General features: G+C 48.9%; 15 protein-coding genes and 1 pseudogene. 8 read left to right on the forward strand and 8 right to left on the reverse strand.

Going from position 1 to position 16,811, the window contains the following annotated elements:
* The first annotated feature begins 302 nt into the window (after positions 1-302).
* Both JJE36_02850 and JJE36_02855 read left to right on the forward strand, forming a co-directional pair.
* A pseudogene (locus tag JJE36_02850) lies at positions 303-455 on the forward strand (hypothetical protein).
* Between the two features lie 304 nt (positions 456-759).
* Entirely contained in the window at positions 760-1,365 is a 606-nt protein-coding gene (locus JJE36_02855; protein ID MBK5211240.1) for a type IV toxin-antitoxin system AbiEi family antitoxin domain-containing protein, read from the forward strand.
* A 399-nt stretch (positions 1,366-1,764) separates the two neighbouring features.
* Here JJE36_02855 and JJE36_02860 read toward each other — a convergent pair whose 3' ends face one another.
* From JJE36_02860 to JJE36_02890, 7 genes are all read right to left on the reverse strand, one after another.
* Entirely contained in the window at positions 1,765-3,591 is a 1,827-nt protein-coding gene (locus JJE36_02860) for an ABC-F family ATP-binding cassette domain-containing protein (protein MBK5211241.1), read from the reverse strand.
* Between the two features lie 534 nt (positions 3,592-4,125).
* Entirely contained in the window at positions 4,126-4,575 is a 450-nt protein-coding gene (locus JJE36_02865; GenBank protein MBK5211242.1) for a hypothetical protein, read from the reverse strand.
* A gap of 28 nt (positions 4,576-4,603) precedes the next feature.
* A complete protein-coding gene (locus JJE36_02870) occupies positions 4,604-5,755 on the reverse strand; it encodes a nucleotidyltransferase (protein ID MBK5211243.1) in 1,152 nt (383 codons plus the stop codon).
* Complete coding sequence (locus tag JJE36_02875) at positions 5,745-6,878, reverse strand: SAVED domain-containing protein (protein MBK5211244.1); 1,134 nt, start codon at positions 6,876-6,878, stop codon at positions 5,745-5,747. Before JJE36_02875 ends, JJE36_02870 begins: the two co-directional genes overlap by 11 nt.
* A gap of 143 nt (positions 6,879-7,021) precedes the next feature.
* A complete protein-coding gene (locus tag JJE36_02880; protein MBK5211245.1) occupies positions 7,022-7,579 on the reverse strand; it encodes a hypothetical protein in 558 nt (185 codons plus the stop codon).
* A 4-nt stretch (positions 7,580-7,583) separates the two neighbouring features.
* Positions 7,584-9,299 carry an N-6 DNA methylase gene (locus JJE36_02885; protein MBK5211246.1) on the reverse strand — a complete coding sequence of 572 codons (1,716 nt, stop codon included), beginning with the start codon at positions 9,297-9,299 and terminating at the stop codon, positions 7,584-7,586.
* A gap of 445 nt (positions 9,300-9,744) precedes the next feature.
* Positions 9,745-10,518 (reverse strand): class I SAM-dependent methyltransferase, encoded by a 774-nt coding sequence (locus JJE36_02890; protein ID MBK5211247.1) that lies wholly within the window; start codon positions 10,516-10,518, stop codon positions 9,745-9,747.
* Between the two features lie 37 nt (positions 10,519-10,555).
* Between JJE36_02890 and JJE36_02895 the strand changes: the two genes are divergently transcribed.
* The 3 genes from JJE36_02895 to JJE36_02905 all read left to right on the forward strand — a co-directional run bounded on the left by JJE36_02895 (position 10,556) and on the right by JJE36_02905 (position 13,811).
* The gene (locus tag JJE36_02895; GenBank protein MBK5211248.1) at positions 10,556-12,364 is read left to right on the forward strand and encodes a tRNA uridine(34) 5-carboxymethylaminomethyl modification radical SAM/GNAT enzyme Elp3; all 1,809 of its coding nucleotides are present in this window, start codon (positions 10,556-10,558) and stop codon (positions 12,362-12,364) included.
* A gap of 284 nt (positions 12,365-12,648) precedes the next feature.
* Complete coding sequence (locus JJE36_02900; protein MBK5211249.1) at positions 12,649-12,873, forward strand: type II toxin-antitoxin system RelB/DinJ family antitoxin; 225 nt, start codon at positions 12,649-12,651, stop codon at positions 12,871-12,873.
* A complete protein-coding gene (locus JJE36_02905; GenBank protein ID MBK5211250.1) occupies positions 12,870-13,811 on the forward strand; it encodes a virulence protein RhuM/Fic/DOC family protein in 942 nt (313 codons plus the stop codon). Before JJE36_02900 ends, JJE36_02905 begins: the two co-directional genes overlap by 4 nt.
* Before the next feature lie 281 nt (positions 13,812-14,092).
* Here JJE36_02905 and JJE36_02910 read toward each other — a convergent pair whose 3' ends face one another.
* A complete protein-coding gene (locus tag JJE36_02910; protein MBK5211251.1) occupies positions 14,093-14,956 on the reverse strand; it encodes a type IV toxin-antitoxin system AbiEi family antitoxin domain-containing protein in 864 nt (287 codons plus the stop codon).
* 188 nt (positions 14,957-15,144) lie between these two features.
* Between JJE36_02910 and JJE36_02915 the strand changes: the two genes are divergently transcribed.
* From JJE36_02915 to JJE36_02925, 3 genes are all read left to right on the forward strand, one after another.
* A complete protein-coding gene (locus tag JJE36_02915) occupies positions 15,145-15,369 on the forward strand; it encodes a CopG family transcriptional regulator (GenBank protein MBK5211252.1) in 225 nt (74 codons plus the stop codon).
* Positions 15,369-15,632 carry a type II toxin-antitoxin system RelE/ParE family toxin gene (locus tag JJE36_02920; GenBank protein ID MBK5211253.1) on the forward strand — a complete coding sequence of 88 codons (264 nt, stop codon included), beginning with the start codon at positions 15,369-15,371 and terminating at the stop codon, positions 15,630-15,632. Before JJE36_02915 ends, JJE36_02920 begins: the two co-directional genes overlap by 1 nt.
* Positions 15,633-15,751: 119 nt before the next feature.
* A complete protein-coding gene (locus tag JJE36_02925) occupies positions 15,752-16,807 on the forward strand; it encodes a Fic family protein (GenBank protein ID MBK5211254.1) in 1,056 nt (351 codons plus the stop codon).
* The last annotated feature ends 4 nt before the right edge of the window (positions 16,808-16,811 follow it).

The raw sequence follows: 16,811 nt of genomic DNA on the forward strand, positions 1-16,811 counted from the left end.
CCATCCATGTTCGCGCAACCGGGCAGCAACAATGCGAGTAGGCGAGGCTATACCCTCACTTGCAACTAGCTCTTCGAGGTCACCAATTGTTATGAGCTCGGGCCGATTAAGCTCAAGTTCGGAAAGAATTCCACTCATTCCGAACGGTATGCTTCGTGTCATTTCATTCCTCTCAGTTACAATTGCTGTTACAAACAGTATATAAACAACATGTTATTAATGCAAATACAGAAATGAGATCTGTCTGGAACTCAACGCCGAGCTCGCGCTGGAACCTGCGGCGTGGACAGTTCGGTGGTCGCAGCGTGTGGCAGTACTTCGCGGTGCTGCCCGACATCCGGTCAGTGGGAGTCATGGGCGACGAGCGCACATATGCTCGGCCCATCGCGGTTTTGTCCCTTCTTAGTACTTTGTCATGGCAAAAGAATGACGTTTTCGTTATATTTTTGCCATGACAAAGTACGATGACATATACGAAATTGCCGCTGACAACTTCGGCCTCATAACTACCGCCGAAGCAAAGAGCATCGGTGTGACACCGCATCAGCCACCGGATGTCCCGCAGACCGGCATTCTGCGGCTTTGGTCGAGCTGCTGGCACCCGAGTTCATGGGGTTTCGTGGCAGCGAACCCTAGCCCTCTTCGCCTAGTTGTCCCGCGCGATATTTCGGTGGATGTAGCGAGTTTAACGGTGTATATAGAAATGTATGCTGCATTTATGGTATTATTGCAGCGTATTTTTCTATGTTGGAGGTGTTCATGACCAAGACTCAGGAACTATTGCTGTTCATGGAAGGGCGTGGCGGTGTTACGCGCTCGACAGATCTGCTTGATGCCGGGTTCAGCGCCGGGCTCATTGCCGCTCTTGAGAATAACGGCACCATCGAGCGAGAAACCCGCGGTGTGTACGTAACCGCCGGAACCATTCTCGATGACTTCGCGCGCGTTCATCTTCGATGGAACCGATGCGTGTTCTCCCATGGAAGCGCCCTGTATCTGCAAGGGCTCTCCGATCGCCTGCCCTTCCACTTGGAAGTTACGGTCCCGCGTGAATACAACACTACGAGTTTGGCAACCAATAACCCCGACCTTATCATCTATCGCGCAAACAAGACCGCCTACCCTTTGGGTATCACCGAGGTACGCAGCATGTCCGGCATCATGGTGAAAGCCTACGATGCAGAGCGCTGCATCTGCGACCTTCTGATCGCACGACGAAAAGACGGCATCGATATCCAGTTGTTTGCCGGAGCGATGGATGGGTATTTCAGACGTAAGAACAAAGACATCGGCAAGCTGAGCACCTACGCCAAGGTGCTTGGTGTAGGTGATGAACTTCACAGATATACGGAGGTGCTTCTATGACGCAGATGTATCTTTTGGAGCGCCTGCTGCATAGTGGAATGGTCAGACTTTTGTTGGCGCCTAATCTAATTGATAGATGGAGAGGTCAACCCACGGTTGACACAAAGTTTAGCTCTACATGCCATTTTCGAGTTCATACTGAACAGGGATCACGTATCCAAGATTGCGAAGAATAGGGATGAGTACCAAATGGGGACCACTTCAGCATGAATTTGCACTTGCTGCATCAACGAAAGAGCAAATGCACTCGCTTATGCTCAACAGGGACTCATTTTGTGATATTGAGTGAGAATAACATAGCACTAATTTGGAGAGACGTCTGCGAACGCTTCAGAAAGAAAACTCACTCCTTTTTGTGAAAATGACACTCAATGCATCTGAGCATCCAAGTTGGAGCGACTAGCCCAGTGCCTCGCTCAACTCTATCCATTGAATCTCGAGCTCGGATATTTGTGACTCGAGTTCTGTTTGTGCATCCTGATGGTCAATGAGCGCTTGGTAATCTGTGGAGTTCACCTCTGATGCTTTCGCCTTATGTTCCTCTAGTTGTCTATTGAGCGTTTCGAGTTTGCGCTCAACCGAAGCAAGTTGTTTACGCATTTCATAGAATTGTCCCCCTGAAAGATGCTTTGGCGAGCCCGATGATTTGGCTGCTTCTTTAGCAACGACGTCCGAGGATGTGTTCCGCTTCCTTTCGATTGATTCTCCCTCGCTTGTTGCCTCACTCTTAGCAATCAGCTTTAGGTACTCATCAACACCACCCGGGACATGTCGCAACTGTCCGCCAATTAAAGCAAACTGCTGGTCGGTTACTCTCTCCATCAAGTACCGATCGTGGCTAACGATAATGAGAGTTCCCGGCCATGAGTCAAGCAAGTCCTCAAGAGCTGCGAGCGTATCAGTATCCAGGTCATTGCCTGGCTCATCCAAAATCAAAACATTGGGCTCTTTCATGAGCGCCATTAAAAGGCTAAGTTGTCGTTTTTGCCCTCCAGACAAATCCGAAGCCCGGGCGTTAAGATGGGTGCTTTCAAAGCCAAGGCGCTCCAATAATTGTGCAGGTGAGAGGCTCTTACCTTCAACCATGTAGCTCGACTTGAAGGTCGCAAGAATTTCGTGAATGCGCATGTCCTCAAACTCAACAAGTTCATCGAGTTGCTGAGAGAGGGTTGCCATTTTTGCTGTTTTGCCAATCTTAATTTCACCTGATAGTGGTGCGAGTGTTCCTTCAAGCAGCTTAAGGAGTGAAGTCTTACCCGACCCGTTTACACCTAAGATTCCAAATCTATCGCCCGGACCAATGAGCCAAGTCAAATCCTCAATCAGCGCTTCATTGCCATATCCTGCGCTCACATCAGTAATATCAATAATTTTTTTGCCAAGGCGCTTCATTGCCATGCGTTTGAGTACAAGCTTATTGCGTGCAAGTGGTTCATTTTCGATGAGTTCCCAAGCTGAAGCAACTCTAAATTTTGGTTTAGTTGAGCGTGCTTGCGGTCCACGTGAGAGCCACGCTAACTCTTTACGTGCCAAATTTCGCCGTCTCTGCTCAGTCACGACGGCAACTCGGTCACGCTCAACGCGCTGTAAGATGTAGGCCGAATACCCACCTTCAAATGCATCAACTTGGCCGTCGTGGACTTCCCACATTGAATCGCAAACCTCATCTAAAAACCAGCGATCATGAGAGATAACCAAAAGTGCTCCCGTATTTTTTGACCAGCGCTCCCGTAAATGCTTGGCAAGCCAGGCAATAGTATGCACATCGAGATGGTTCGTGGGCTCATCGAGCATCAGCACATCCCAGTATCCAATGAGAAGTTGAGCGAGGCCAAGACGACGGCGCTGACCGCCAGAGAGTTCAGCAATTCGCGTACTCATGTCGATGTCGCCAATCAGCGCTTCAACAATCTCGCGGGTAGTTCGATTACTTGCCCAGGTGTATTCAGGGGCGTCACCAACGAGTGCATACGCTACAGTCGCGCTTTCGTCGAGCTCATCGCTTTGCCCGAGAACTCCAACGGTGACCTTACTTTGGCGTGCTACTTCACCTTGAGTGGGAGTCAAATTTCCTGCAAGTACAGACAATAGAGTGGATTTACCGTCACCGTTTTTGCCAACGATCCCGATGCGGTCGCCAGAATTTATGCCGAGCGTAACCTGATTAAGTACCAGGCGCGTAGGAAACTCAACATGCACATCTTTTGAATTTAGGAGTAATGTCACGAGGGCCCCTTCGGGTCGATTATTCTGCATTGGATAGTTCAATTATAGGCGAAGTGCGTTCCTGCTTTTGCTTTTAGACACTTCGCATTCTGCTTAAAGATCCGCTTTATCGTCATCAAAAAAATATTGACTTCTGCGACCGGAGGACCAGCATAAGAATTGAGACGTGTGCATAGCACCCACCTAAGACGAACGGTTGCAGTTTTGTGTACTAAAAACGTACTACGCGGATTGGCGGGTGAAGTTTCGCTCTGAAAATAATGATAATATCGATACTGTTCAGCACGAAAGACAACCTGAAAAATGTCTGCATAGTTTAACTGGATTGAGTGGGAATAAATTTATGCTAAAAAACCTCTCCGAAGCATTCTAATCGGGGAGGTTTTTCATCTGTATAATTTTGTTTGAATATTGTTCTGGCTTCTACAGAACCTCCACTAGATGACGGCTTCATGCTATCTTGTGGACTCTGAATACTCATCGTGAGTCTTTGCCAGTGCAAGGGTACGAAAACTTTCGGATGGAGCCATCAAGCTAATAGCCAAATGCCCTAGGTTCCCTGTTTTGCTCAATTTCCTTACGCTTGCCGGGCGCCGGGTGTTGTCCACCGCCCCGCCATTCTCCTGTAGACAGCCAAATCTCATAGAAGAATAGCCACTCGATTGCCCAAGGGACTATCGTATTGGCGATGACCTTGTTTCTGCTCCATTCACCGGTGCCGGGCAGATATAGACATATTTTGACCATCTTCTCTTTCTCGCAAATTTCATAATGATGCGGAAAATCAGGATCATCGAGTCGTTGTAGACTATCCCCAATGACCCACGTCTCCAAACCTTGCTCAAGCGAGTATTTAATATGAACGCAATACTCGCGTGATAGTGGTGTAGGGCTTAGTTTTCCGTCCCAAAAAAGGTTTCGTTTTTTGATAACACCTTTGGCTTCAGGATAGCTTGCTTTTAAGGCGGCTAGCTGCTTAGCCAAAGGTATTGGCGCTTGATATTGAAAGCTCCTACTCCCCATAAAAAGTATGCTTCTTCACTGGCTTTGCAATTGCGGCGCGACTGGCCTCGAGAAGCCCACCAGCAGAACCAAGAACACCGAGTTTTCCTGATTCGCTAAGCGTATGCATCTTGTCGCCAACAGCATTATAAGCTCTGATTACCACCGTCTCGCCGAACGCAGGCTTCATTCCTTCGGCAATCAGATCAAGACCGAATGTGCTTTCAGGGTTATTAATAATGTCCTTTTGGGCTTTTCGCAACCATCGATAAAAGCCCTCTGCTTTGCTTCGCTCTTCGTTCCATTTATCAGCGAAGTTTTCACTTTTCTCGACGGGGTTTTCAATATGATAAAGCCCGCTTGAATCAATCCTTACAGCTGAATCCATAGTGGAAAGGATTTCCTTCAGGGTCTCATAAAGATTACCGTTCCCGTTATAGCCCATCCCCGCCAATGTCGTAATAATTATTGATATTGGTGCGTCAGAACCATCCTCAGCAAACATAATATCCCTATGACGCTTCAGTAACTGAACTGCTTTTTGCAAAGGCGTACGCACGTTATACGTTTGTACGGTCTCAATCTCCACAGCATTTCTTGCTGCATATTTTTGACGAGCTTCCATAAGGCTAATCGTCATGCGTTTTTCGAACCATAACCCATAGAGATGGGGGTTGCTATACCTTGATTCATAAATGCCTGGTGCCCGTCTGTGCGTCAAACGGATGCTGGTCTTGTCATTTGTGTACCGATCATATCTTGGTGAGCAGGGGAGAATATCTATATGGAAGCCACTATAGTTCAGGGTCCAGCATCGCTTACCTTCAGACTCCATGCTTGGACCGTAGCGATCGCTGTTCTCCAAAGGAGTTCCAATTGTATTTTTTATTCTGCCCTCATCCCATGCGGTTGCGTCTCCCAATAGACAGACCAAGTCGATGTCATAATCGCTATCTTCATCGCTCAATGGGCGAATAACCGTCCCTAGATTAAACGATCCCTGGGGTATTATCCTTACATTGCTATCGAAAATATTGTTTCCCAAAAACGTGCCAACGGCTTTGTAGCTCTCTATCGCCTTTGTGGTCATAGTGTCAGAGATATTAATCTCATCGGCAATAGCATTAAATATCAGACTGAGCTGAGCTTCCTTATTCCCCATTATTTTCTCCAATTGAAATCGTCTCTTCAAACACTCCGTTATGTTCATTAAATATCACAACTGGCAAATCACTCGTAAACATGTAATTCATCCCAAAACGTACGGCCAATGAATTGGGCATTGCAGGAAAAAGAAGGATGGCTTCACAAAGCGGAAACATGTTGCGAATTTCATCCATTATGCTACGGGTTGTTTTTATAAATGCATCGGCAATAGCTTCTGATTCGACAAAATCGAAGTTAGGCTCCGCGATGCTTATTTCGTATATAGGAGTTTCAGTTTTTGGTAGTATTGCAGTTACTCTCTCGTGGCTAATGCTTGCGCTTAATGAGAGAATTAATGCAATGTTCTTTGATGTCGTATTGGGTTGATGCGGTCGGTTTATTCGATAATCAACTTCACGGCTAGTTCTTTTCCATGCCCACTTCTCACCTGTCCTATGGCACTGATAAGGATGGGAATCATATTGGTCACTTAGTAGCGTGCCGAGTTTGATTAAGAGAGGTTGTGGGGCCAGAGCAAAGAGGGAAACTCCTACGCCTCGCTCCAGGACTGGCTGCGCCTTTTGCTTGAAAGCCAATTCCAGGCTCACTACCTGTTGGTTGATATATGCTGCATCCATATTTTGCTGGGGGCCCGTTGCTCCAAGGCTAATCGGCTCATTAAATTTTGGCAGTTTTGAATCATTCACTACTGCTTGTTTATATAGATTTGCATCATGATGTGAAATTTCCATGTCAATATTTGAAAAATATGTAACCATCTGCGTTTCGTTTTCGCGCGGGATGCTCATCAGGTAGCGAACACGCTCTTCATGATCCGCCTTAACCCCAAGGAGATGGTCTACCAGGTAATGATCTTCTTTGTCATCAATCATTTTATGGTGTTCAGCACATAAAAGCATGAGGTTGTTTGCGTCGTTTATCTCTTCATCTCGTAAGTCTGCAAGGCGTCGTGGACCGTTGTCAGAGACGGCAATGATGTGCGCTTTTTCAGCATAGTTTCCACTTAATCCATAAGCGGAATCTTTGTATAGCTCCCGCCCACAAACCTCACAACGACCGGCGGCTTGCCCCCATAACATGCATTCAACTGATTTCGATATTTGTCTCTTATTGCTCATATAATCCTACACACCTTTCACTTCCTTAAAACATCTGGTCGCACTGCTTGCGGCAAGATCAGCAAACTTTGTTTTGACATATGCCCGGCATTATGTGCATTAATTCTGCGATACGAATGATACCTGACACATCGGACATTTTCCTAGGCCTGCTGATACGCCGCCAAGAGGCCGGTTTCAATCAAATTTTCAATCGCATGCTTGAAATTCGTCTTTGTAATCTTCAAGCATTCCCCGGCCGTCAAGCGAAGCACCATTGGATACCGATCTCTGCGAGCCTCCATATAGGCAATTACACTAGAGGACTCGTTTGTGCCCTTCGTTTTGTGGGGGACCGCACCAAACAAGACTGCACAGACAAGCGGGTTGTACTCGAGGGAGCGGTAGTCAAATCGGTGAGACTCGTCAAAGCCAATAAACTCAATACGGCGCTTGTCGATGCCGAGATCCTTGGCAATGCCAATCAAATCCTTCGGCTTTGTTGCCGTATCACCAATAACCACGATTCGCCCTTTAGCGTAGGTTCGAAGCGGCTCTTCAGCGTCGGTAAGATTACCCATATCAAGAAGCCTCAAAAGCTCATCAAGCTGGCCGGATTGGTTTAGAATGACAAGGGCCGATGCTAACTTTTCATTCATATGCTCCATCATGGCTTCACGGAGCTCTTCGATTTCCTCCATAGATAATCGTTCCAATGCCATCCTCCTACCTTTCATCCAAAATCGAGGCCATCTTGTACCTAGCCTTTTCAATTGCAAGTTTGTGCGCACCGATTTCCTGTTGCAATAACCTATAGCGAGAAGCAACCATGCGCTGCTCTTCCATGGCAATAAGAGGAATCTCAATTTCGGAGAGAGCTTTGATGGGGAGGCTCTGCATCGTTGTGCCGACGCACTCCCTTTGCAATTGAGCCATGCCCTCCTCTGTCTCCAAATATGCTTTTATAAAAAGAGGATCGATCTTATCTTTATTTAAGCGGAGAATGTATAGATTGCCCGTCGCAAGCACGCTCTCGCAATCGAGGACATTGGCAACGGCAACCTTGAAGTTCGGGCCAATTTTTGACAACACCAAATCACCAGTTTTGATGCAGTATTTCTCCAAAGACGAATCAATCTTGGTTAGGTAGGGCAAATCGGGCTCGATGCATCCGTCGACGATGTTTTGAAGCATGAGGTACCTGTAATCGGTAGGCACCTTTGAATTCAGCTTTTCCAACTGATTTTTCGTTATACCTGAACCACGCGTAACATCCAGTGCCACGCTCAGAAGCGGTATTCCATTTTTCACCTTGACTCTTTCAGCTGTATAGCGTGTGGGATCCAGGTTGAACCCTTCAGCAGCAAGCTCTTTATAAGAGACCAGATGACTAGATGATTTCTTATTGCAGGCGAGAAGACCGATGATTCTTTCGATGTCAGCAGAACTGAAATAGCAAACCCTGCGTCCCCTCTGACAAATCTCTGTAGCATCCACCATGCGAATGGTCTCGTTGCCCCGGCTTAGGACAATCATATTTGTTGATATCCCCGTATTTGGAGAGAACAGTCCGGCGGGAAGAGCAACAACGGCTTCAACCCAGCCATTTGCAATGAAATACTCGCGAATCTTTGCGTCTGCTGAATTGAAGGAACTGCCGCTTGTCATAATCCCGATAGCTTTACCGTTGGGTTTGATCTTATTGAGAATCTGCATGTTGAATAGCCAGTCGGCCGAATGAAACCGAGGTATCTTAGCTATCCCGGCCTGTTCGAGCTCAAGGGCCTTCTCTTCTTTAAAGCGCGCGCCACTTAGGGCGAACGGATAGTTCGAAAAACATTTGTCGAACTCGCCATCGACATGGAACATGTCAGCCTGCTCCACCGCGACAGTATCGCCAAGCACTTCAGCTCTGATCATCGCAATCGTGCTCATGTCAGTATTTATGTCGCATCCGTATAGCTGCTTGCCTAACCTTTCAAAGGCGACTCTTACCAAAAATGATCCTGTTCCAGTTCCGAAGTCGGCAACAGTATCATTGGGCTTGATATCAAGGATTTTGATTGCTAGGTCTGTGAGGGAATGCGGCGTACTCCAGAACCCTGTTTTTGAATTGCTCATCTCGGATTCAAGTTTCGTGTCAAGGATCAAGCTGTCCAATTCAGAGACATCGTCAGGAAGCAGGTTGAGCAAGGTTACGATATCGACCAGTTCCGCGCCATCTATTGAAACAAATAGGTGGCGCACAATGAAGAGAAGGATTCGCTTGTCCGCTATCCGCTTCTCAAGAAGCGACATGGCATTTCCCGAGCGAATATCTTCACCTAGGACACGCTTTGAGTAACATGCTGCGATAAATGCCATATAGTACTGATTTTGCTCCATGCTTCCTCGGAGAACATCGAATGTCTTCCAAAGATACGCACCCTGTGTATTTTCCAAAACTACCTCCTTGGTAGAACATTACCAAACTGTATGAATATATAATAGCACAAGTTTGGTTCATGTCTACCAAGATTTCGGTTATTTATTACCAATTTTTCAAACACACCTTTTTCTAATAGCCTTGCATAGAACCTGCTCGCTACTGGCAAGGGGCGCGATGTATGAAATTTCAAGCATGAGAAAAATGCTTATCTGGATCGGGATAAGCTAGTCTATGAATGTATTGGTTCTCAGAGATGCTAAACCACGGGAATCGATGTGATTGCAAGCGAACTTATGGCATGCATAGTGTGCACGTGGGCGTTCATTGGTGCCTAGCGCGCATCTGCAAGCAACGATCAAAAAAGTTGGCGCGAGACGAGCAACGGGGTATGTGAGTAGCCAAGTGCGAGCAGCAAATATACGGTACCTGTAAGTCAGATGCCGCGTCCTCCTCCAGCCCTTAATCCGCCTTCAGAATCACATACTCGTTGAGATCGTTCGTCCGGCCGTCGGCGATGAAGCGGTCGACCACCGAGGCCCGGTCCGCGACGGAGGCGAGCAGCTCGTCGATTTCTGCGGGCGCGAAACTGTGACAATAGCGATATGAGCCGACGGTGTCCTTCCATCCCAAGAAACAATCCCCGGCATCGAGTTCAGAAATCTCCGCGTCGTCCAAGTCCAACTCATCAAGCGCCTTTGCGTGGGTGAGCCGGGCTTTTTTCGCCAACGCCACGTTGTCGAAAAATTTCCAGAACGAGACGACCACGTATCCGCCGCTCCGGGTTTGTTGCAGGAGGCTTTCGAGTAACCTTTTGCGGTTGTCCTGTCCGGGAATATGATGCATGAATCCGAAACATACCGACAGATCGCACGCCGGCGCGTCGATTCGCTCTCTGACCGCAGTGCCGGCAAGGAGTAGATCCACGACATCGATGTTTTGAAAACATACGTCCGCGCGCTGCGGAACCAACGTGGCGCAATCGTCCACCGCGAAAACCGTGAGTTCCTTGTCGGGGAGTTCCTCGCCAAGAAACGACGCGAAACGCAGGTTGCCGCACGCCATATCGAAGACGGTGAGTTTCTCGGCATCGAGCAAGCCCGTCCGTTCAAGTGTTTCGAGGCTGATTTTCCAGCCCGTCCAAGGGCTTACGCGTGTCGCCGAAAACGACTGACAGTTGTCCCGGTAAAATCGATTGTTGATGTCGCATAGCTTTTTCGCGAGTTCAGAGTTCAAGACAGGGTGTACCGTTCTGCTATATAATCCAATACCTATGGAACTGATTCTACTCGAAATCATCAAAGAACTTAAGGCGGGCGGCTCGTTTGATGAGCAGTCCATCGCATACACTATCAACAGACACAACAAACTCCGCGCACCCGAGGAGAAAAACTACGCCAAAAAGAGGTTGCTGCCGTATTATCTCAAGGTGAAGGAGACCGAACCTGAGCGCTGGGAGAGGTGGTCGGTCGATCCGGCAACCGAGCGGCGCCTGTTCGCGCTGCTCCAGATGAAACCTCGACGCACCGCGTCGGGAGTTGCGACCCTCACGGTCATGACCAAGCCCTGGAAGTGCACAAGCGACTGCATCTATTGCCCCAACGATGTGCGTATGCCGAAGAGCTATCTTTGCGACGAGCCGGCATGCCAGCGGGCCGAGCGCAACTATTTCGACCCGTATCTGCAGGTGACGTCGCGTCTGCGTGCGCTCACACAGATGGGCCATCTCACCGGCAAGGTCGAGCTTATCGTGCTGGGAGGTACGTGGAGCGACTATCCGGTCACGTATCAGACGTGGTTCATCACAGAGCTCTTTCGGGCGTTGAATGATGGCGCGCAGGGGGAGGAAAACGTCAAGGCCAAGCGGGCCGGATACCAAAAGATGGGGCTCACGAGTTTGCGCGAGGAGGTCGATGCGCGTGTCTGCGCGCAGCAGGGCCTTATCCGAGACGGCGAGACGACTTTTAACCAGGCGATCGAAAAGCTCTATATGGAGGACGAGGCATGGCAGCGCGCATCCGCTACGCAGTCCGCTGATTTCGCTGAACTCGAGGCGGCGCAACGCGTGAACGAAAACGCGCCTCATCGCGTCGTCGGGCTTGTCGTCGAAACGCGACCGGACACCATAACCGCGCGAAACCTCACGCTGCTGCGGCGCTTCGGCTGCACGAAGGTGCAGATGGGGATTCAAAGCCTCGATGAGGCGATCCTTCGCGCGAACCACCGCGACATCAGCGTCGAGAGAATCACGGAGGCTTTCGAGCTCCTCCGCGTGTTCGGCTTCAAGATACACGCACACTTCATGGTGAATCTCTACGGCTCCACCCCCGAGAAAGACAAACGCGATTTCCTGCGATTCGTGAGCGAGGCCTCCTTCCTCCCCGATGAGATCAAAATCTACCCCTGCTCGCTCGTGGCGGGAACCGGCCTCTGCGCGCGCTATGACGACAGAACCTGGCGCCCCTATACCGAAGACGAGCTGCTCGATGTACTCGTTACCGACACGCTCAACACGCCTTCCTATATGCGCATCTCACGGATGATTCGCGACATCTCGGCGCACGATATCGTGGTGGGGAACAAGAAAGCAAACATGCGTCAGATGGTCGAAGCCAGAATCGAAGCGTCAGGCGCGGAGATCTCTGAGATCCGTTACCGCGAGGTGAGCCTCGGCGAGGTCGATGTGCAAAACCTCGTTCTCGACGAAGTGTCCTACGCCACGAGCAATACCCGCGAGATTTTTCTGCAATGGATGACGCCTGAGAATAAAATCGCAGGATTCTTACGTCTTTCACTGCCCGATCGAGAATATCTGGCAGTTCACGAAGGCGAGGTGCCGGTTCATGCCGGAGAGGCGATGATTCGTGAGGTGCATGTCTACGGTAAAGTGGCCGGACTTCACAAGACGGGCGGCGGAGCGCAGCATCTTGGATTGGGAAGGCGTCTTATCGAGCGCGCGTGTTCTCTCGCAAAGAACGACGGCTTCGCGCGCATCAACGTGATCAGCGCGGTCGGGACGCGCGAATATTACCGTGGACTCGGCTTTGTCGACTATGGCATGTACCAGCAGAAAGGTCTCTGAGCGCCTCTCGCGTTTCGGCCCGCGCTTTGACGATGCCGGCATAAATATCTGGGATGAAATTTATCCCTGATGAAATACTTGACGGTGGTTTCGTGTTGCATAAATTCGGATTCGAAATTAGAACGTCGATGCGAGACTGTAATTCTTTGAGTAAGAATAGAAAGTACATAATATGACGTTAAAGTAAATAAAACCCGTTTGATATCGGCATTGCAATACGGTTCTATACCAAGGAATTTAGTGTAGAATCGCCTCCAAGGGTAAAGCTGCTGAAAGTGATTCTCATGGCTAACGCAAATATCGCTATTCGTATGGACGAGGCGCTCAAAAAGCAAGCTGACGCGCTTTTCGACGAGATGGGCACGAATTTTATCACTGCCGTGAATATCTTCTTCAAACAAGCGCTGCGTGAAAAGCGAATACCCTTCGAAGTGACTGCCACACAAGGAGTATTCTGTGCATCAGCGGAAATGTTCAGTGGACCCGACATGGAGAGGCGGGACTTATGAAGTCGAAAAATGAACTAGTTCTGTTTCAATCCCAGGATGGCGAAGTATCGCTTCCTGTAAGCGTGGATATTGATAAAGATGACATCTGGCTCAACCGTGACCAAATTTCCAAGTTATACGGTCGTGATATTAAGACAATCGGTAAGCACGTCAATAACGTTCTTAATGAGGAGCTAGCGGGGAGTGCGGATGCAGTTGTCGCAAAATTTGCGACAACTGCATCCGACGGAAAAACGTATCAAGTTGAGCATTATAACCTCGATGTCGTCATCTCTGTCGGCTATCGTGTGAAGTCCAAGCGAGGCATCGAATTTCGTCGTTGGGCTACCGACGTGCTGCGCCGCTACATCATGCAGGGCCACGCTGAAAACGAAAAGCGACTCGCCCAGCTTGCGGAAATTACTCGGATCATCGAACGCTTGCCGGGTAGTCTCGAGTCCGGCCAGATCCTTGATATCGTCAGAAGTTACACAGGTGCGCTTGACTTGCTTGACGACTACGACCATCAGTCGCTGGGTCGTCCGGAGGGCAGCAAGGCGACGTATGTCCTTTCTTACGAGGAATGCCGCAACCTTATCGAGAGCATGCGCTTCTCTTCAGAAAGCGAATTGTTCGGGAATGAAAAAGATGACTCTTTTGAGAGCAGCATCAGCGCAATTTACCAGAGCTTCGACGGGCAGGATCTTTACCCTTCTGCTCAGGAGAAGGCGGCTAACCTGCTTTACTTCGTGGTGAAGAACCATTCGTTCAGCGATGGCAACAAACGCATTGCCGCCGCGTTGTTTCTCTACTTCCTTGATAAGAACGGGCTGCTCTATAGCGATGGGCAAAAGATGTTCGATGACTACACTCTCGTGGCGGTCACCATCATGATCGCCGAGTCGCGTCCAGAGGAAAAGGAGACCATGGTCTCGCTCGTGATGAACTTTTTGGCGTAGAGCTTCCCCACGTCGGGCTCAACGAGTACCGTTTGAGGACCAATAACTGGCAATGGCAATCAACTAGAACAAAGCAAAACAAACTATGGCTTAATAGAACTAATCACTCATTCAAGAGTAAACGTAGAGTGGGAATAGCTTTTACGCAAAAACCTCTCCGAAGCATTTCCACCGGGGAGGTTTTTCATCTGTTGAATGTGGTTCGGTTACCGAGACGGTGCGTAATCGCGCAATGCGCATTTTTGACGCTTGCGTCATAATCAATCAATAGATATCGGCGTTCACCGTTGGGTATTATCCGTGCAAGCGCAGTTGAATACATCGGGGCAGGGACGTTTGAAATCTGAGGTTCGGGTATCAGGCGAGATACGTCGACCGTCAGAGATGACAGACGAAGTCGCGATTTCCGATAGCTTCCTGATAGATTTCCGCAGAACCTCGTTGGTTGCAAAAAGAGCACTCACCGACTCAAGCGCTTTGGCGACAACGGTACTATAGTCAGCATTCCGTTCTATGAGGTCACGCGTGAAGGTTTCTCCGTCGTGACGAGGGTAACCGTTGCGCGCAGCAAGTGGCGCAAGAAGCTCAGCGAGACGCTCGGCGTCTATGGGCACACCCCTACGCACCGCATCGCTTACAATATCATCGACTAGACTGGGATCTTCCTTGAGGCGGATGAGGTCGGCAATCGTTCTCTCCACGGTCGTAACCGGCAGTCCCTCTATAATCTTGATGTCCTGTGCGTCGATTTCCCATTGCTGATATTTGATATCGTTGCGTGTAGTTTGCTTTCGCTTCTGCATGATGAATGTATAAGGGGATGCATATAGATCGCCTATGCGTTGAACATAGGCAGCCGTCCTGCCGGCAACTATCGCATCTGGAGTTTCTTTCTTAAAGCGGTCGAAGGCGGTCTCCTTCGGGAAGATGGACATCCATGCCGCCTTTATGTCTGCAAGAGAAGCGGTTTCTCCGGCGGTGAAGCGATAGATGCCGGAGGTGAGGTTCTCTGCTCTTCCATCTGCAACCATGCGGGACAGTTGCGTTCGCCCGACGCCGGCATTCTGCGCTTGGGCAGATGAGAACAGACCCCATTGCGACGCAGCGAGCAGTTGTAGCTCCGATATGTTAGATGACGTTTTCATACTGCAATTGTACACTCTATTGACAACAGTTAAAGTAAAAAGTTGTGTTTCTGAACGCCTTGCAGTAGCAAAGTGCGATGGATACAACTACTCTGAGGGTTTTCGATGGCCTTTCCGGACATTTTAAGTTCTAGCCAAGCGAGCTCATATTTGTTAGAATACAATGTATTCAATAGAGAGGAGCGGTCATGGCGACTACCACCGTGCGAATGTCTGACGACGAGATGAATCTCGTCAGGAGTTATTCGAAATTAAAAAAGCAAACTATATCGGAAGTGCTCAGAAACGCGGTAATCGAGCAAATCGAGGACGAGTACGACTTGGCCGTTTACGACGAAGCCAAGACGGAATTTGATAAAAATCCCGTCACAATTTCTCATGAAGAGATGGGACGAGAGCTCGGTCTCGTTTAATGTATAAGGTCGAATACTCGCTGAGAGCTCAAAAGGCGTTGCGAAAACTGGACAAAGATACGGCCCGTTTGCTCTACGCTTGGACCGGGAAGAATCTCGAAGGGTGCAAAGATCCACGAGTTCACGGAAAAGGTTTGAGCGCCAACCGCTCGGGACAATGGCGTTATCGCATTGGTGGCTATCGTCTCATAACCGAGATCCGAGAAGAAAAACTTATCATCCTCGTCCTTGAAATCGGCCATCGAAGTGACATCTACCAGTAGATGATTTTCGTTTTGGATGGGGACTGTTTTTTCCTTTCTTATCGTAGCCATTCATTTCATAATCTACCCAAAGTGCTATAATTCGACCAAGATATTTCTATAGTGACTAGGATACCCCTATGAACAGATTCGACTACGCTAAGATACTCCCCACTCTTATGACTCCTGAGATTATGAATGCCATTTCGGGAATACATGAATATCGGGGAAAACAAGATCTGTACTTATCGAATGTGCCTGAATCCATGGATAAACTCTGTGAGATTGCCAAGATTCAAAGTACCAAGGCGTCGAACCTAATCGAAGGCATCGGCACGTCTGACAAGAGGCTGCGCGAACTTATGTCGCAGAAAATCGAGCCAAGAAATCGCGACGAACGTGAGATATCAGGGTATCGTTTCGTACTCGATACGGTTCACGAAAACTTCCTCCATATCGATGTAACCCCCGGGATAATCTTGCAACTTCATCGTGATCTGTACCGATATCTGAATGTTGCCTATGCCGGTCGTTGGAAGGATAGCGATAACGTCATCGCCGAAATGTCGGGAACAGGAGAGCTGGTCGCCCGATTCGTTCCGACGAGCGCGGCGATTACGCCGGAGGCTGTCGGGCAGCTCTGCGATATTTACAATGCGACAATCAAGGACGGTCTCTATGATCCGCTTCTCATAACAGCGCTATTCACTTTCGACTTTGTGAGCATCCATCCTTTCACCGATGGAAACGGAAGGCTGAGTCGACTGCTGACACTGTTACTCCTTTATAAAAACGATTATCTTGTCGGACGATATATTTCAATCGAGCATGAAATAGAAAAAACGAAGGCGACGTATTACGAAGCGCTCAAATCCAGCTCAGCGGGATGGCAGAGTGGGGATAATGATTATGTTCCGTTTGTAACCTATTTATTGGGCGTCGTCAATTCTTGCTACAAGACGCTCAGCGAACGTGTCGAGACGATGTCTGACAAGCAATCAAACCAAGAGAGAATTCGAACTTATTTCGATGGCGTGGTCGGTCCGGTGACAAAACGAGAAATCATGGACGATAATCCCGATATGAGCCAGAAAACCATCGAACGCATTTTGCAGCAGTTACAAGCCGAGGGCGTAGTTGAGAAGATAGGCGCGGCACGCTCGACGGAATATGTCCGAGTCTCCGTGAAACCATGAGAGT

This window comes from Coriobacteriia bacterium, from assembly GCA_016649875.1.
In the GTDB taxonomy this organism is placed as follows: domain Bacteria; phylum Actinomycetota; class Coriobacteriia; order WRKU01; family JAENWW01; genus JAENWW01.